Source organism: Clostridium sp. FP2, from assembly GCF_011065955.2.
Classification (GTDB): domain Bacteria; phylum Bacillota; class Clostridia; order Clostridiales; family Clostridiaceae; genus Clostridium_AD; species Clostridium_AD tagluense.
This window is the reverse complement of record NZ_JAAMNI020000001.1, coordinates 1,471,680-1,488,579: the sequence shown is the minus strand read 5'-3', so window position 1 is coordinate 1,488,579 and position 16,900 is coordinate 1,471,680. Positions and strand designations below refer to the sequence as shown.

At 30.5% G+C, this 16,900-nt stretch carries 17 protein-coding genes; 5 read left to right on the top strand and 12 right to left on the bottom strand.

From position 1 onward, the window contains the following. Positions 1-28: 28 nt before the first annotated feature. From G9F71_RS06935 to G9F71_RS06915, 5 genes are all read right to left on the bottom strand, one after another. Positions 29-1,426: an FAD-binding oxidoreductase gene (locus G9F71_RS06935; RefSeq protein WP_164951282.1), complete on the bottom strand. Its 1,398-nt coding sequence runs from the start codon at positions 1,424-1,426 to the stop codon at positions 29-31. A gap of 83 nt (positions 1,427-1,509) precedes the next feature. Then, complete coding sequence (locus tag G9F71_RS06930) at positions 1,510-2,718, bottom strand: electron transfer flavoprotein subunit alpha (RefSeq protein ID WP_164951281.1); 1,209 nt, start codon at positions 2,716-2,718, stop codon at positions 1,510-1,512. Positions 2,719-2,735: 17 nt separating this feature from the next. Beyond that, positions 2,736-3,524 carry an electron transfer flavoprotein subunit beta/FixA family protein gene (locus G9F71_RS06925; RefSeq protein ID WP_164951280.1) on the bottom strand — a complete coding sequence of 263 codons (789 nt, stop codon included), beginning with the start codon at positions 3,522-3,524 and terminating at the stop codon, positions 2,736-2,738. A gap of 213 nt (positions 3,525-3,737) precedes the next feature. After that, positions 3,738-4,436 carry a FadR/GntR family transcriptional regulator gene (locus G9F71_RS06920; protein WP_164945454.1) on the bottom strand — a complete coding sequence of 233 codons (699 nt, stop codon included), beginning with the start codon at positions 4,434-4,436 and terminating at the stop codon, positions 3,738-3,740. A 209-nt stretch (positions 4,437-4,645) separates the two neighbouring features. Next, entirely contained in the window at positions 4,646-4,792 is a 147-nt protein-coding gene (locus G9F71_RS06915; protein WP_164951279.1) for a hypothetical protein, read from the bottom strand. Between the two features lie 135 nt (positions 4,793-4,927). Between G9F71_RS06915 and G9F71_RS06910 the strand changes: the two genes are divergently transcribed. Further along, positions 4,928-5,425: a response regulator gene (locus G9F71_RS06910; protein WP_224626244.1), complete on the top strand. Its 498-nt coding sequence runs from the start codon at positions 4,928-4,930 to the stop codon at positions 5,423-5,425. 58 nt (positions 5,426-5,483) lie between these two features. Next, positions 5,484-5,672, top strand: a complete 189-nt coding sequence (locus tag G9F71_RS27735) for a sporulation initiation factor Spo0A C-terminal domain-containing protein (RefSeq protein ID WP_224626242.1) — start codon at positions 5,484-5,486, stop codon at positions 5,670-5,672. Here the strand turns inward: G9F71_RS27735 and G9F71_RS06900 are convergent. Continuing rightward, complete coding sequence (locus G9F71_RS06900; RefSeq protein ID WP_164951185.1) at positions 5,583-5,807, bottom strand: hypothetical protein; 225 nt, start codon at positions 5,805-5,807, stop codon at positions 5,583-5,585. The genes G9F71_RS27735 and G9F71_RS06900 overlap by 90 nt on opposite strands. A 578-nt stretch (positions 5,808-6,385) precedes the next feature. Here G9F71_RS06900 and G9F71_RS06895 point away from each other — a divergent pair. Next, positions 6,386-7,261, top strand: coding sequence for a 3D domain-containing protein (locus G9F71_RS06895; RefSeq protein WP_164951278.1), 876 nt, complete (start codon positions 6,386-6,388; stop codon positions 7,259-7,261). An 83-nt stretch (positions 7,262-7,344) separates the two neighbouring features. On the opposite strand, the gene G9F71_RS06890 is transcribed toward G9F71_RS06895, so the two are convergent. After that, positions 7,345-8,376 (bottom strand): hypothetical protein, encoded by a 1,032-nt coding sequence (locus G9F71_RS06890; RefSeq protein WP_164951277.1) that lies wholly within the window; start codon positions 8,374-8,376, stop codon positions 7,345-7,347. 168 nt (positions 8,377-8,544) lie between these two features. After that, a complete protein-coding gene (locus tag G9F71_RS06885; RefSeq protein WP_164951276.1) occupies positions 8,545-10,032 on the bottom strand; it encodes an MBOAT family O-acyltransferase in 1,488 nt (495 codons plus the stop codon). A 601-nt stretch (positions 10,033-10,633) separates the two neighbouring features. On the opposite strand from G9F71_RS06885, the gene G9F71_RS06880 reads away from it, so the two are divergent. Together G9F71_RS06880 and G9F71_RS06875 are read left to right on the top strand one after the other, a co-directional pair. Continuing rightward, a complete protein-coding gene (locus G9F71_RS06880) occupies positions 10,634-11,644 on the top strand; it encodes a 2-hydroxyacyl-CoA dehydratase family protein (protein ID WP_164951275.1) in 1,011 nt (336 codons plus the stop codon). Next, positions 11,632-12,390, top strand: coding sequence for an acyl-CoA dehydratase activase (locus G9F71_RS06875; protein WP_164951274.1), 759 nt, complete (start codon positions 11,632-11,634; stop codon positions 12,388-12,390). Before G9F71_RS06880 ends, G9F71_RS06875 begins: the two co-directional genes overlap by 13 nt. 96 nt (positions 12,391-12,486) lie before the next feature. Here G9F71_RS06875 and G9F71_RS06870 read toward each other — a convergent pair whose 3' ends face one another. From G9F71_RS06870 to G9F71_RS06855, 4 genes are all read right to left on the bottom strand, one after another. Beyond that, positions 12,487-13,518: a PTS sugar transporter subunit IIC gene (locus G9F71_RS06870; protein WP_164945448.1), complete on the bottom strand. Its 1,032-nt coding sequence runs from the start codon at positions 13,516-13,518 to the stop codon at positions 12,487-12,489. A gap of 131 nt (positions 13,519-13,649) precedes the next feature. Then, positions 13,650-14,366, bottom strand: coding sequence for a response regulator (locus G9F71_RS27565; RefSeq protein WP_224626644.1), 717 nt, complete (start codon positions 14,364-14,366; stop codon positions 13,650-13,652). Between the two features lie 119 nt (positions 14,367-14,485). Beyond that, positions 14,486-15,775 (bottom strand): ATP-binding protein, encoded by a 1,290-nt coding sequence (locus G9F71_RS06860; RefSeq protein ID WP_164945447.1) that lies wholly within the window; start codon positions 15,773-15,775, stop codon positions 14,486-14,488. Between the two features lie 201 nt (positions 15,776-15,976). After that, on the bottom strand, positions 15,977-16,759 hold the full coding sequence (locus G9F71_RS06855) for a MerR family transcriptional regulator (RefSeq protein ID WP_164951273.1): 783 nt from the start codon (positions 16,757-16,759) through the stop codon (positions 15,977-15,979). Between the last annotated feature and the right edge of the window lie 141 nt (positions 16,760-16,900).

Genomic DNA, 16,900 nt, shown 5'->3' with positions numbered 1-16,900 from the left:
TAAGTAGAGGTATCACTACCAGTCTTTTTTATTGGCAAATTTTTCCTGGGTTTAATATGTTTTTAGGATCAAATGCCAATTTTATATTCTTCATAAGATTTACATATACAGGTCCAAGTTGTTCTAGCATATATTCTTTCTTAGCAAATCCAATTCCATGTTCTCCAGATACTAGGCCATCTAATTCTCTTGATTTTTTATACATTGCTTCAAATACTTCAGTAATCTTATTTTCCCATTCACTATCGGAGAGCTCATCCTTTAATACATACACATGTAAGTTACCATCACCCGCATGTCCAAAGCTTCTTATTCTTATATTAAATTGCTTTTGAAGTTCATTAGTATACTTAATAAACTCAGCAACCTTATTTCTTGGAACAACAACATCACATTCATCCATATCACTTGTTGTTGCTTTAACAGCTTCAAGAAATGCTCCCCTTGCAGACCAAACAGCTTCTTTTCTTTCATCTGTATCCGTTATAAATACATCAAGAGCACCTTCCTCAAGGCAAATATTAGCTACCTTTTCATAAGCTTTTTCTATCTCCTCTATACTATTACCATCAAAAGTTAATAAAAGGTATGCATCTGAGGAATTATCAGGGAATTTTTTCCCGAGGAACTCTTCAGCAGCTATAATAACTTCTCTTTGCATAAATTCTATAGCAGTTGGCGCAGATTTTGATTTAACTATCTTTGGAACTGTACCTATTGCCATATCCAAATTTGGGAAAGGTACTAAAAGTGATACTGCTTTTTTAGGTAGTGGTATAAGCTTTAGTATAGCTTTTGTAACTATTCCTAGTGTTCCTTCAGACCCACAAATTAAGTCTTTTATACTATAGCCAGTAGAATTTTTAACTACTTTCCCTCCCACATTAAGTATTTCTCCGCTTGGGAGAACTACTTCAAGTCCTCTTATATAGTCTCTAGTAACTCCATACTTAACAGCTCTCATTCCACCTGCATTTGTACTTATGTTACCAGCAATAGTAGCGGATTTTTCACCTGGATCTGGTGGATAAAATAAATCAAACTCTTCAACATATTTACTTATCTCCATTAAAAGTACCCCAGGTTCAAGCGTCAATGTTAAATTTTCCTCATCAATTTCAAGTATTTTATTCATTCGGGACATATTTATCATAATCCCACCGAAAATTGGAACTGATGCTCCAACAAGTCCTGTTCCTGAGCCTCTTGCTACAACAGGAATCATGTTTTCATATGCATATTTCATAATCTTTGATACTTCATCTGTAGCCAGAACTTCAACTAATACCTCTGGCATTTTGCTTATTCCACCCAGTTCATCGTGGCTGAAATCATCATTTATTGCGTCACCTATAAACACTCTATCTTTATCTAATATTGAAACTAAAAACTCTATATCCTTAGCATCAAGTTTTTTATAATTCATAAAAGTTACCTCCTCGGTTCATATGATAATGTTACTTATTATCTTTAAATCCAGTATAAATTATTATCTATGCAGCTATAATATTAACGCAGGCAATACTCTGCTCCTGAGTTTTTAATATTTTCGATCAATTGAGGAACTATTTCATATATGTCTCCCACTATGCCGTAATGAGCTACATTGAATATAGAAGCATTTGCATCCTTATTTATTGCAAATATACGTTCTGAACTGTTCATCCCAGCTGTAAACTGAACCGCTCCAGAAATTCCAAGAGCTATTATTAACTTTGGTTTAACTGTTCTACCAGAAAGACCAATTTGCTTTTTAGCATCAATAAAACCAGCTTCAATTGTAGGTCTTGTCCCAGCTATTTGAGCATGTAGAAGCTCTGCTAGTTCCTTAATCATAACCATATCCTTTTCAGACTTTAAAGCTCTACCAACTGCAACAATTACCTCTGCATCTGAAATATTTTCTTCGGCTTCTTTTTTTGTAACTTTTAGCACTTCAATATTAGACGCAAGTTTTGCTTTATCTATTTCACATATTGTAATTTTACCTTTTGCATCACATTGTTTTTTAGGGGCATCCATAACCTTATATCTTACTGTTGACATCTGAGGCCTAGTATTCGGGCATAAAATTTGAGCCATAATATTACCACCAAAAGCAGGTCTTATCTGCACAAGGTCTGTATTTTCTTTCATTTTAAGCATTGTACAGTCAGCTGTAAGTCCTGTTCTAAACCTTGCAGCTACTCTAGGGGCAAGAGATCTACCAATAGTTGTAGCTCCAACTAGCAATGAGGATGGCTTTACCTTATTTACAAAATCTTCAAAAGCAGCAGTATAAGGTTCTATCCTAAAATCCTTAAGTTCTTCGTAGTCGTATACAAAAACCTCATCAACACCATAATAAAGTAATTCTTTAGCCTTTTCTTTTATGTTATAACCAATAAATACACAATATACTGGAAAATTTACAACGCAAGCAAGCTCTCTAGCTTTTCCAATAAGTTCCATTGTTACAGGATGTATATCACCTTCTACATGATCCACATATACTCCTATACCCCTCCATAAACTCTTGTCAACTTTTACTGCCGCTGTTTCAATAAATTCCATTACTCCGGTAGGACCTTTTTTAACGCAAACCTTACACATTTTACACCCTGCATTAATTTCAATTTTTCCGTCAACGTATTCAATAGCACCAAAAGGGCAAACCTTTATTAATTCTTGAACATTTGATTCATTTAGTTTCTCTCCGTTACAAATTAACTTACTCATGAAAATTCCACCCTTCTTTATACAAATTTTAACTCTTTAAGTTTTGTAGCTATTTTAAGGCTAAGCTCTTCAGCACTGCCTGTCCATGTTTCTCGATCATTATTTGCAGATGGTGGAAATATTCTTTCAACCTGAGTTGGTGACCCATTAAGTCCATATTTCTTTTCATCTTTATCCTCAAAGTCATTCAGTGTTATCATTTTTATTTCTCTATCTTTTGTAGCTATTTTTTTCTTATAAGATGGAAGTCTTGGTTGAAATATATCTTTATCTACAGTTAAAAGACAAGGAAACTTAATTTCAGCTACTTCAATAGTATTTGCCATATCCATTTCTACAACAACTGATTTTTCTTTTAATTCTATTATCTTTAAAACGTTTGCAATATGTGGAATACCTAAATATTCAGCCATTTCTGGTCCTACTTGAGCAGTATCTCCGTCTGTAGTCTGCTTTCCACATAATATAAGATCAAATTTTCCCATTTGTCTTACGCCTTGCGAAATTGTATAAGATGTAGCAAGAACATCTGCTCCTGCAAACTTTCTATCAGATATTAATGCGCCCTCATCTGCGCCCATCATGTATGCCTCTCGAATTACATCCTTTGCTTGTGGTGGTCCCATAGTTATAACTTTAATTATTCCACCCTTTTGTTCCTTAATTTTAAGTGCTGTTTCTAATGCATATAAATCAAAGGGATTCATTTTTGAATCTACCCCATCCCTTTTTAAAACACCTGTAACTGGATCTACTTCAACTTTTGAAGTTCCTGGAACTTGTTTGATACAAACTAAAATTTTCATATATTTTCCTCCAATCATTCTTATAGAAAATTCAAAATCTCATTTTTGGTAGTATGGTCTGACCACCTTTAAATTATAATAACACACTATTTAAAATATTTCTATAATAGTTAAATAGTTAACGGTAAGATTTATTTTATGCAAAAAAAAAATAAGAGTAATATTTGATATTACTCTCATTTTTCGTTTTGCATAAAACCATATATTTCAAAATTAGTTTTCTTTTTTCATATACTTATTTGCAAAGTCTAAATGTTCTCGCATTGCCTTTCGAGCACCTGCTGAACTATGTTTTTCCATAGATAAATATATCTCATTATGTTGATTAAAAAGTATATCCTTATTTTCCTTATGAGCTAATATTAATTTTCTTGCATCCACAATAAAGTGATCTACAAGGGTCGAAACTGTTTTAAGAATATTAAATATTAAAACATTTCCTGAGCATTCTGCAATCTTATAATGAAATTGTTTGTCAATTTCAGCATTAATATTTTCATCCCCACAATTCATGAATTTTTCAGTAATCTCCTTTAGCTGACTTAGTTGTTCACAGGTTATCCTCTTTGAAGCCAGACCTGCGGCCTCCACCTCCATGATTTTCCTAAGCTCCCAGATTGCTTCTGGATCACTTCCCTCTAACATAAACATAATTGATAGTGGCTCAAATAAATTATCTTGAAAACTTGTTTTTATGTAATTACCTTCTCCTTGTCTACACTCGATAAGTCCAATAACTTCTAATGCTCTAAGCGCCTCCCTAATAGAAGCCCTACTTACCATTAATTGCTGCACTAAATTTCTCTCTGAAGGAAGTTTGTCTCCCTTTTTAAGGATACCTTTATCGATCATATCTTTTATTTGAGCTATTACCTGTTCGTAAACTTTTGTATTCTTTATAGGACTAAACATGTTGTGCCTCCCTTATAATATTCAAAACCCATATATTATATACACTATAACATATGTTAAAACTTTTATTCTATTATATTTCATGTAATCAAGTGATGCCAACGGCTTTAGTAAAATATATTTAGACCTATATTATTATACTTAGTTAATGTTTATGTATAATTTTTGACGAAAGCCACTTAGCGATGATAGCTCGATAAGTGACTTTTTTATAACAAGGCACTCATCTTTAATGTTTCATGTATGTTTTTTATAATTTCTTCCTGGTTTGCATTCATAATTTTTAATTTCTCATTCTCCAATTCTAATATAATGTTTTTTTCTTTTAATTCTTCCATAGCATTCTCGATTATCATTTATCTACTTTTATAGTCTTTTATATTGCTCATTCAACAATATTTATAAATATGTTTTTGATTAGAAGGATTTTACCATGTTTTGTTGAAATTATTATTGGTATATATAACCAAATTGTAAAGGAGATCATAAACATGGAAGAACCAAAAATAAACATAATCATTGTTGAAGATAGCAAAGATTTTCGTGATTTGCTAAATGAACATATATCATTTCAAAAGGATATTGTTGTTACTGGAATAGCAGAAGATGGAGAAGAAGCATTAAAAATGATTGAAGATAAAAAACCTGATTTAGTTATACTTGATATAATTATGCCTAATCTTGATGGTTTGGGTGTTCTAGAGAGGTTAAATACAATGAATTTAGATCCAATGCCTCGTATTATAGTCTTATCAGCAGTTAGTCATGATAAAATAATCCAAAGAGCCATGTTACTAGGAGCAGATTATTATATTGTAAAACCTTTTGCCCTGGAAGTATTAGTTGAAAGAATTAGACAATTGGTAGATAACAGCATATATAATAGGGATGTGAAAAAAGTAATTACTTATCTTAATGAAAACGAAAGTAAAATTAATAAAAGTCAACCAACAGATATGATCACTGAAATAACTAGTATTATTCATTAATTGGAATACCTGACCATATAAATGTATATATGTATTGAGCTAATCCATAAACTTGGTAGTGAATGATATTGAACTTTTATCTTCAGTTACAAAAGAATTGTATCCCTCAATAGGTAAAAAATTTAACACTACTGCTAGTAAATGCCGTAAAATTCAGTTATGTAATAATACGGCATTTAAAGGGATTATTCGGTTTTTCAACTTTTATGAAAAAAGGATAATGATTTTCTTCTGTCCAACAATCTAATACTGCGAATTCATATGACCCAAATTGATTAACATCAAGCTTGTTATACTGAGACCACTCATAACAATATAATTCAAGCAAATTTTGAAGTATCTCTTTCTCATCGTTATTAACTTTTACAACCTGTATATCCATTATTTTTCCTCCAATGCTAATATAACTAACCTTTAATTCAAACTTTCTTACGGTGTCGTCTTAACTAATGGTAATTATAGCATATTTTTATATGAATAATCACTATTTTTGTAAAATATAGCAATTATTCTTATTTTCAATACCGTATTATTCAATTTTCAAAGACCATTGTTCGTACTTCCAATTTCAATAATTACGTCGTCTAATTTTCATACTCTTCAACAAGCTTCATACGCACTTATTCTATTTCCTTTTATAAAAAAACACCTCGGCTCTCGGTCTTAAATTTACTTTATTATACTCAATATGAATTGAAAAAAAAATAATAATTCCCATGCACTTACAACTGTGCTATACTACTATTACGATAAATAATCATACATATAATGGTATAGACATACATAAATCCCCTATCTCATGCATCTTTTCAGATTACTCTTAAGCATCAAATATAAAAAAAAGCTGCACTTTTAGACTTACCACATAGATAATTATACCCAAATTTATAATAGGAGATGATTGTTATAGTTAAATTTATAAAATATAAACGAGGAAATATTGTAATTAATTTTATACTGGTGACAATAATTTCAGCCTTAACTATTTTTATGTGCTTCATAAAAGAGGATAGTACGGTAGTTGTAGATGGTAAACAACTTGAACCAGTAACTTACCAAAAAACTTTTAGCAGCACTTTAGCTAGCAATGCTATTACGCCTGTAGATCTTAAAGTCTTTGTAGATAATAGGGAACTTAATATAAAATCTACTGAGAAAAATATTGCCGAAATGCTAAAAGCACAAAGGATAGCTTTTGGTGCTACGGATAAGATTTCGCCATCATTAGAAACCCAGATATCAAGCGATATGAAAATTATAATAACAAGGTTTAAAACGGTAACAGAAACCAAAAAAAAGCCTATTGATTTTAAAACAGTAATTAAAGCTGATAATAACACACTAACATCTCAAAGCAAGGTTTCACAAGTAGGAAAACCAGGCGAAAAAAGTGTTACTTCAAATGTAACTTATGAGAACGGAAAAGAAATTGCTAGAGAACTTATTAAAGAAACGGTAATTAAAGCACCACAGAGTAAAATTATAGTTCAAGGCACTTTAAAAGCCATAACCTTCTCAAGAGGAGGCTCTTCAAATAACGCCGGAAAAATTATTAATGTAAAGGCCACTGCTTATTCTGCAGCTGATGGAATAAACAGCGCTTATACCTCTTCTGGAAAAAAAGCTGTCCGAAATCCAAACGGTTATAGCACCATAGCTGTAGACCCTAGAATCATTCCCATGGGAACAAAGCTATATGTTGAAGGTTACGGCTATGCTGTAGCGGCTGATACAGGTTCTGGTATAAAAGGAAATTTTGTAGATGTATTTTTCAATACAAATGCAGAAGTTTCTAATTGGGGTGTTAAATACATAAAAGTACAATTACTTAATTAGTTTATAGCACACAATAAGAACTGCCACAGATAATATCTCTGTGGCAGTTCTTTGCATTTAAACCATAAAAGTTTATCAGTTAGCTACTTTGTAATTGGATGATTTTTCAAATACAGTAAATAATCCTCATTCCATTGTTCAAAGCTTTTATCATTTCTGTGGTCCGTTAAATCATACTTTGTCTTCAATAATTCACCTAAATAATTTGTAACTTTATTGGATCCCCAAATATTTAAATGACCATTATTAAACATATCAGACTTAAAATCAAATCCAATTTCTTTATACTTATTGTTATAATTAATGAACTCAATATTATTTTCTTTACATATTTGTTCTACCTTATTAAACATTTCCCCTGGATTTTGAGTCCAATTTTTCATACCCGTTGTACTTGTTTCATCGTATGGCATATTAGTAAATATAAGCTTAAATCCCTGCTCTTTAGATAAATTAATCATTTTGTATAAATACTCTTCTGATTTGGGTGGAAGTTGTCCTACCCCCTTGCTCGAAAGATTAGCTTTATTTTCTTTACCATACTTTTCTTCTCCAGCGCTAAAGCCCTTTTCATAATAATTATCTAAATTTTTAAATTGAATATCCAATTTAGATACTTCTTTCCATCTGCTGTGATACCTTATAAATGGAATAAAATAATTTGCTCTTTCATCTTTAGGCGTAGTGGCTAAAATTGCTTCAGTTTTATTTTTAGAGAATTTCATGTTATCAAGCACATAACTAATGTACCCTTCTTCTCCATATTCCTCAGTTAAGCCTAAATAATATAAATCTACTACAACAATAGGTTTCTCCTGTTTTTTTAATATTTCTTTTAATAGATAATATGTAACATCAATAGGTTCCCCAGCTGTTGCATAATTAAAACTAGTTATTCCATAATCTTTCCATAGTAAATTCGGACTAATACCTGAATGCATATGACTAGATCCTAATAATACTACATCATATTTATCCCCTGTATTTGCATATAACCCTTGATATAAATTATTACGATAACCTGTTTTTAATATGAATAACCAATTTAAACCTAATAGAATAAACATTAGTATAATAGTAAAAACACTTATTTTTAAAATTCTTTTTTTACTCACTGGAGCGCCTCCTATAGTTACAACCATAATCCTAAAATGTCATTAAATCATCTCCTGCGGAGCTGCAATTAATGACTTCAGAAGGAAATTTAGACTCCCGCTGATTTTTTTTGTTGTAGTATCTGACCCCCACTTATAGAAATGGGATACCTTCCTTCTGAAATGTCATTAAAATTGAAAATATATAAATTTTTGAACATCAAATGTTGGACCATACATTCCAAATACCAATATTGATGTTATAGTAACTAGATACAAACTCCATTTGAATATTAGATTTTGCTTTGCTAATTCTAATCGCAAGCTTTTACATGACTGAATAGCATTTATAGCTAAAACAATAAATATGCCAATTACTGATATTAAAAAATCTTTTTCATCTAAGCCTAACTTAAATATAGAACCATCAGTAAATACCCACGGGTTAAAGGTCATCATATTTTTAATCGTTATTTTAGCATAGGTAAATGAGCCTGATCTAAAAAATATCCATGCAAAATCAACAAGTATAAATGTAGTTAAAGCCTGAAAAACCTTATATGCCAAAACATCGGTTTTAATCTTAAATATACTTATTAGTTTTTCTTTTACTGGTTTAAATAAATCTCCTAATACTTGGTATATTCCATGTAATCCTCCCCAAATAACAAAATTTATTGCTGCGCCATGCCACAATCCACTGGCTATAAATACAACCATGATATTAAAATAATTTCTTAGTTTACTACATCTGTTTCCTCCTAAAGGAAAATACAAATAGTCCTTAAACCATCCACTTAAAGTAATATGCCAACGTCTCCAAAACTCTTTTATAGATTTCGAAAAATAAGGATTTTCAAAATTTTTAGATAGTCTAAAACCCATAACTTCTGCTGAGCCCCTTGCTATATCAGAATAGGATGAAAAATCACAATATATTTGAAAAGCAAAAAAAACAGTAGCAATTATAATTTCAAAACCTTTATAATTCTTTGGATTATCATATACTGTATTAACTAATAGTGCTAACCTATCTGCAATTAAAACTTTTTGAACAAATCCCCACAGCATTAGTAATAAACCATTTTTTACTCTATCATAATCAAAATAATGTTTTTCATTAAATTGATATAATAAATCCTTGGATTTTTCTATAGGTCCCGCTACTAATTGTGGAAAAAAAGATACAAATAAAGCATATTTCCCTAAATTTTTTACTGGTTTAATATCTCCCCTATAAACATCCATAGTATAGCTTAAAGCTTGGAATGTGTAAAAGGAAATACCTGCTGGCAACAAAAAATCAAAGGTTGGTATTGTTAGCAAAATATGAAATTTTAATAGTACCGTATTTAAACTTGAAAGAAAGAAATTTAAATATTTAAATGTGAACAAAATTCCTAAATTACTAGCAAAACTTGCAAAAACAATGATTTTCTTTAGTCTAGTAGCCCTATGTACATCTTTAATTATATTTACTTTTCCTATTAATAATCCACTTATATATGTAATTATAGTTGATATACCCAGTAATATTGCATATTTGGGATTCCAACACATATAGAAATAGTAACTAGTTATTAGTAGCCATACCCATCTAAACTTGTGGGGTATTAAAAAATATAGAATTGTAACTAGTGGAAAAAATATTAAAAACCCAATGGAATTAAATAACAAATTAACACCCCTTTTATACACCTTTATACATTTTGCGCGTTTATACTTCTGCATTTTTACATATTTTTGAATATTTTTAAATGATTTTAAATATTTAATTAAAAAATTTACTATCAATTAATTTATACTATATCACAGGTTAAATCAACGAAACGTGAAGTTTTTGCAATATTAAATAAAACTTTACACTCTATTAACAAGATTTTAATATTTATAGTATGCAAATTGAAACTTCTCTATTATATTTAGTAATAAATAATATAATTTATCTTATCTTATCATACTTCATTAATGTGGCAACAACATGTCAATTTGAATATCTTAATGTATAAAGCAGACTTACCACGTGGGTGCCACCTTCTATTTGACATACTGCTCAGCATATAGTAAACTTTATAAATATAAAACTTAAATAAGACAGTTCTAAACCATCCTGTCTATAAACAAAACTAGGACGTAACTACTGTTTTTAGGTAGTTTTTTGTTTAAGGGCGGTTTACGCCCTTTTTTATTTGCTTAATTTTGCATAGAAAAAATAGATGACACTCGCTGTCCACCATCAATTACCAACTATAAGTTATACCAACTAGGAGGATTTATAATGAAAAAAATAGGCTTAACAACTACCGTACCAGTAGAGGTTCTTATTGCAGCAGGTTTTACCCCAGTAGATCTAAATAATGTTTTTATAACCTCTAAGGACTATTTGAAATATATAGATATTGCAGAAAGGGATGGATTTCCTAAAAGCCTCTGCACTTGGACAAAGGGAATTTATGGTGCGTGCTTAGAAAACAACATCACAGAAATAGTTGGAGTTGTGGAGGGTGATTGTTCTAATACAAAAGCTCTTATTGACGTACTTGAGTTAAAAGGAATTAAAGTTTATCCCTTTTCCTTTCCACATAGTCATAAAACAGAGGATGTAAAACGTGAAATAAATGAATTTATGAGCACCTTTAATGTAACAATTGACGAGGTTGAAGTTGTTAGAAAAAGACTAAATGAAATTAGATGCCTCGCTAAAGAAATTGATGAATTGACCTATATTCATAATAAAGCTACGGGCTTTGAAAACCATCTACACCAGGTGTGCACAAGCGATTTTAATGGAGATATAGATGTATTTGAAGCTGACCTTAAAAAAGTTATTTGTGATATGAAAAACAGAAAACAAGTAAATAAAAAACTGCGACTTGGATATATAGGGGTTCCTCCTATGACTGCAGATATATATGAATTTGTAGAGAAGTTTGATGCTAATTTTGTGTACAATGAGGTTCAAAGAGAATTTGCTTTTCCAAGAGCAGATAGTGCATTAGATATATTTCAGCAATATTACGACTACACTTATCCTTATGATACAAACTTTAGGACTCAAGAATTACAAAAGCAAATCCATGAAAGAAAATTAGATGGTATAATTCATTACACTCAAGCCTTTTGCTATAGAGCCGTAGAACATATTGTATTAAAAGAAAAATTGGATATTCCCATATTAAATATCGAAGGTGATAAGTTAAATGTCTTAGATGCAAGAACAAAACTTAGGTTAGAAGCTTTTCTTGATATGCTACTAGACTTAAAGGAGGCTGTAAAATGCGAGTGTTAGGTATAGACCTTGGAAGCCGCGAGGTTAAAATTGTTTTAATGGAAGACAATAACATAATACAGAAGGTAAAAGTAAGTACCATGAACTTTTACAAAAATTACTGCGACTTTGATGGTAAGATTATTGTTAATTTAGAAAAGCTTAATATTGGTCAAATTGATAAGGCTGTGTCTACAGGCTATGGAAAAAACAACACCGATTTATTGCTGTTCACCCCAATAAATGAACTAAAAGCACATGTGTATGGAGGTTTTTATCAAACTGGATTAAAAGATTTTATACTTTTAGATGTAGGTGGGCAAGATGTTAAGGTTGTAAAAGTGGAAAAAGGCCTCATTACAGACCTAGAGCTTAACGAAAAATGTGCTGCATCCTGTGGTAGGTATCTAGAGAATATGGCAAATATACTGGAAATATCACTCCAGGACATGAGTGTGCATTATGAAAATCCTGTGGAACTTAATTCGACCTGTGCTGTGTTTTCTGAGTCAGAGTTAATTGGAAAAATAGCTGAAGGTGTGAGTATAGAGTGCTTGTGTTCTAGTGTTAATTTCTCTCTATACAAAAGGCTTAAACCACTTTTAAGTAAATTTAAAGGTAAAAAATTAATTTTAACTGGCGGTGTTGCTAGTAATGCTGCAATAAAGAAATATTTAAAAGATGATTATGAAGAGATAGTGTCTATTGAGGATCCACAATTTAATGGAGCCATTGGGTGCTGTTATTATGGAAGTAAATTTTTATAGCACTGACTACTTGTTTATTATAAAAATCCCACTGTATCCTTTGATATCAGTGGGATTTTATTCTTTACTTATTCAACTTGACCTGTAGATTGCATATTATGCTGCAATTGTTTCTTCTTCAACCATTTTACTCGTTTTCTTTCTAAGATGAAGAGTTATAGTAGAACCAACAAGTCCACCAATAATTCCACCACATATAGCAAATAATACAGCAAAAATAACTGATTTAGGTTCATTGAAACCAAATGGTGCAAGTAATCCCGGAATAGGTGATGCTGTACCAGGTGCATTATTTATTATTTTAAAATAAGCAGCACTTAACCCAGCGAGTCCTCCACCTATAAAGTTTGAACAATATATAGGAAGTGCGTTTGCAGTTACTATATCAGCTTGCGTTAGTGGTTCAAGCATCACAGCTACTACATTGCTTCTATCCCCAAGTTTAAGCCTTTTGAACATTATACCATTTGTAAAAGATCCACCAACACAGGCGATAGATGCTATACCCATTGCAAGACCTTGTAATCCAAGCATTGCTGTTAGTGCCATAGAACTTAAAGGAGATGTACATATCATTTTCATAATTCCGCCCAATAAGAAACCCATTATATAAGGAGATTGCACTGCAGCAACTGCAATCATACCTCCAATACTAAGTAACGTTGAATTTACTATTGGATCCACCCCAAAAGCAATTCCTCTTGCAAGCGGTGCGATCAAAAGAGCACCAACTATTATATCTAATCCTTTTGGAAGTTTTTTCTCTAAAATAGGTCCGATAAATGAAATTATATATCCAGCTACAAATCCTGGCAGAATGCCATATCCCAATACCGCAGCACCAGCCGTTACTGCATATACAGGATTTAATCCCATATTTAAACCAACTAGTATTACAGCAGCAACACCGCCCATGTTTCCAGACGCAGCACCCACTTCACCTAAAAATTTAATGTGTAATAAATTTCCGCTTATGTATTTATGTATTGCTTCAACTAAAAATGTTGCTACAGCGGCATTTGCAAGTCCAGACATAGCCTTTTGACCTTTAGGCATTTTTAAACTAAAAAGTGAAAACAGGAATAATGTGAAAAGTAATAATCCAATACCTTTAATTAATATAAACATATTTTCCTCCTTTGTACTTTAAAATAATTACAATGAATTTTCAATATTGCGATTTGTCATACAATTATTATAATTGCAAAGTTTCAAAAAACTTCGCAAGACTTCAAAATGCAATAAAAAAATTTTAATAATTATTTTTCGCAGTAGGAAATAAGCCCATCAATAAATTTTTTTATGGTTACTTTCCCTCTATCAGAGCTCTTTTTTCTAATATAGTCCATTTCCTTTTTTACTTGTTCAAAATTAAAAAGTCCAGTTGAATATTCTACAAAAACATCGTTCATATAATCTTCTATTCCTAAACTGGCAATATTGCTCATAGCCGTAGAAATGGTTCTTCTAATCCTTTGCTCCATGGATTTAGGATTATCAGTAAATTTATTACATAATTCTTTTAAGGTATAGTTGTCCATGTATTCATTATTTTTCATTAAGAATACAGTAATATCAATTAAATCTTTACTGCCCACTTCACCTATTATTCCTATTCTGAGCATTATATTTTTTATTGTTTGCATTTCATCTTCTGACTTCAAACAATTACTATCTAGAATAATCGTATCTTTATTAAAAAGTTTATGAATTTGATTTAAAGTTCGGTTGGTTTCTAAATTTTCAGACACTTTTTTTATAATAGTTTCAATCTCAACTGCGTTTATTGGTTTTTGTATATAAAATTCTATTCCATTTTTATAGGCTTTTTCAATCATATTTTTAGCTGATACCTGAGAAATCATTATAAATTGCATTTCAGGACGCGTAGGTTTTACATTCTTAACTATGGATAATCCATCAACGCCAGGGATGAAAAGATCTAATAAAACTATATCTGGATTCAGACACTGAATCTCCTCTAGGCCTTCTCAACCTTTAAGAGAATATCCTAAAACGGTACCCAAATCTCTATCACATATTATTTTTTCTAAAATCTTAACAATAATAATATCATCTTCGATTATAAATATATTCATTCTGAGTCCTCCAGTTCTGATTTATTAATAGTTATGTAAAAAGTAGTTCCAGAATTTTCTATAGATTTCACTTTAATAGTACCCTTTAAACCTTCTTCAACAATGTTTTTAACAATACTTAACCCAAGCCCACGGTTTATTTCACCTGTACTATAATTGATTTTAGTTGAGAATCCTGGAGAGAATATGTACATTAAATCGCATTCTTTTATTCCAGAGCCTGTATCACTTATCACAAAAATAAATTTTTCCTCTATTGACTTTTCTACAAATGAAATACAAACATTATGAGTTCTAGCACTTAGTGCATCTAGTGAATTCATAATTAAATTTCTAAAAATAGACATAAGATAATAATGTTTAGTTGTATAAAAATTTTTATTTATCTTAAAAACTAAAGCTACATTAAGTTCTCTAAATTTCACTTCATTTTTCATACTATCTTCTAATATATTAATAATATCCTTAAAATACATACCTTTATCCGTAGTCTTATCTTCTGTTATTTCTTCAATACCCCTTACAACAAGTCCGTATTCTTTCTTTATTTCGTGAACATCTTTAGCAATATTTAAAGACCGCTTAGCCCAGGTGTCTGGCTCTTCTTCTATGGATATTTTTTCAAATAATTCATAAGCGTTACTCATAACTTTTTCTATGCCACTCATGTTTTTTTTCATCCAATACATTTCTGTTTTTAAATCAGAAGTTAGTAGTAGAAGTTTTTTATATCTTTTTTCATGTTCCTCTTTTAGAAGAAGTAACTTATAAAACTTTAGACTATTTAATATTATTAAACTTATAATAGAACGTATAACTGCAACATAAAATAATGTGGTAACTGCATTTAATTTTAGCATAGTAAACTTCTCAAAGTTTCTTATTATTATTTCTACAAAATTTCCTAGGTAATCACTTAATATCAATGTTATTAATAATCTTTTTAAATCAATTGTGGTTATTGTTTTATTAAAGATTTTAAAAAATATACTATAAAAAGCATAAAAGAATATCTCTGGGAAATAAGCTAATAAAATTTCAATAAAACTCCCGTTTTCAATAAAATAAATACCTACTCTTAAAAGATAAACAGAAATAGCACACATAACCCCTGTTTTTATAGTATCTAGTTCATTAAAAAAGTATAGAAATACAGGAAATAATATTATTGCCACCGAAACTCTAAAATCAGATATAAGCAAATTCATATTTATTTGTGAAGTGATTGCAATAATTATAGATATTACAATCATTCTTTTTAATTTGTTATTCTTTATAATCGCCATATTTATTTATCCCCGCAACAAAATTTAAAATATAATAATGGAATCCGTTATAGAATTTAAGGATTTACAGCTTAATAGTACCATTTTAATATAAATGTTACAATTTTATTTGTTATTTTGTTGTTTTTTGTAAAACATGTAATAATAGAATCTTAAATGGGACAGTTAATAATTTATAAAAATTATTAACTGTCCCTCCTCTTACTTGCCACGTGCCACGTTGGTTGCACCATCACAATAATACTTCATTGCCTCATTTAAGAACTTAGCTAAACCTTCTTTATGCTTATCGATATTAGCTGTAAAGCGTTCATCATTAACGTATAAATCTCCAAGGCCTCTAAATATTTCTATAGTACAATTATAGAAACTATTTGTAATTTCCTGTCTTAGCTCAGCTACTGCATTTTGAACTTCTTGGTCCGCTATTCCCTTATGCATATTAGCTACAATTTTACTGTAGATTTTTTCATTTGTTATATTTATTCTATCCCAATCCGCTTTTGTGTATTTTGAGGTTTTTTTAACGCTTTCCTTGTAGGCCTCAGAGTCACCATATTTTTGCTTTGTCTCCTCTGCATATTTTTCTTTAGCTGCTTCTATTTCGCTAATATCAAAGCCTTCAAACATTTCCTTGTTATTCATATCTATTCCTCCTTCAATGGAATCTATAGTTTTATCTACAGATTTTATTATCTTACTTAGTCTCTTCTTTTTTTCTATCAGTAGTTCTCTGTGAGCTCTTAATGCATGTTTTCTATCAAAGTCTGGATTATCTAAAATTTCTTTTATTTCTTCCAAATTGAAATCCAGTTCTTTAAAAAACAAAACTTGCTGTAATCTTTCAAGGTCAACATCATTGTAAAGTCTGTATCCGGCTGCTGTTACAGAATCTGGCTTTAATATACCAATTTGATCATAATGATGAAGTGTACGTACGCTTACCCCAACAATATCAGCTACTTCTTTTATTTTATAAGGCATAAAATCAACTCCACTATTCTTAATTAGTAATCACCTTCCAAGCTTCTCATGATTTTTTATGATACATGCACTAAAGTGTCAAACTATAAATGCATTTACTATTATCCTCCTATAAATTTATAATAAACTATAACGTTAGGT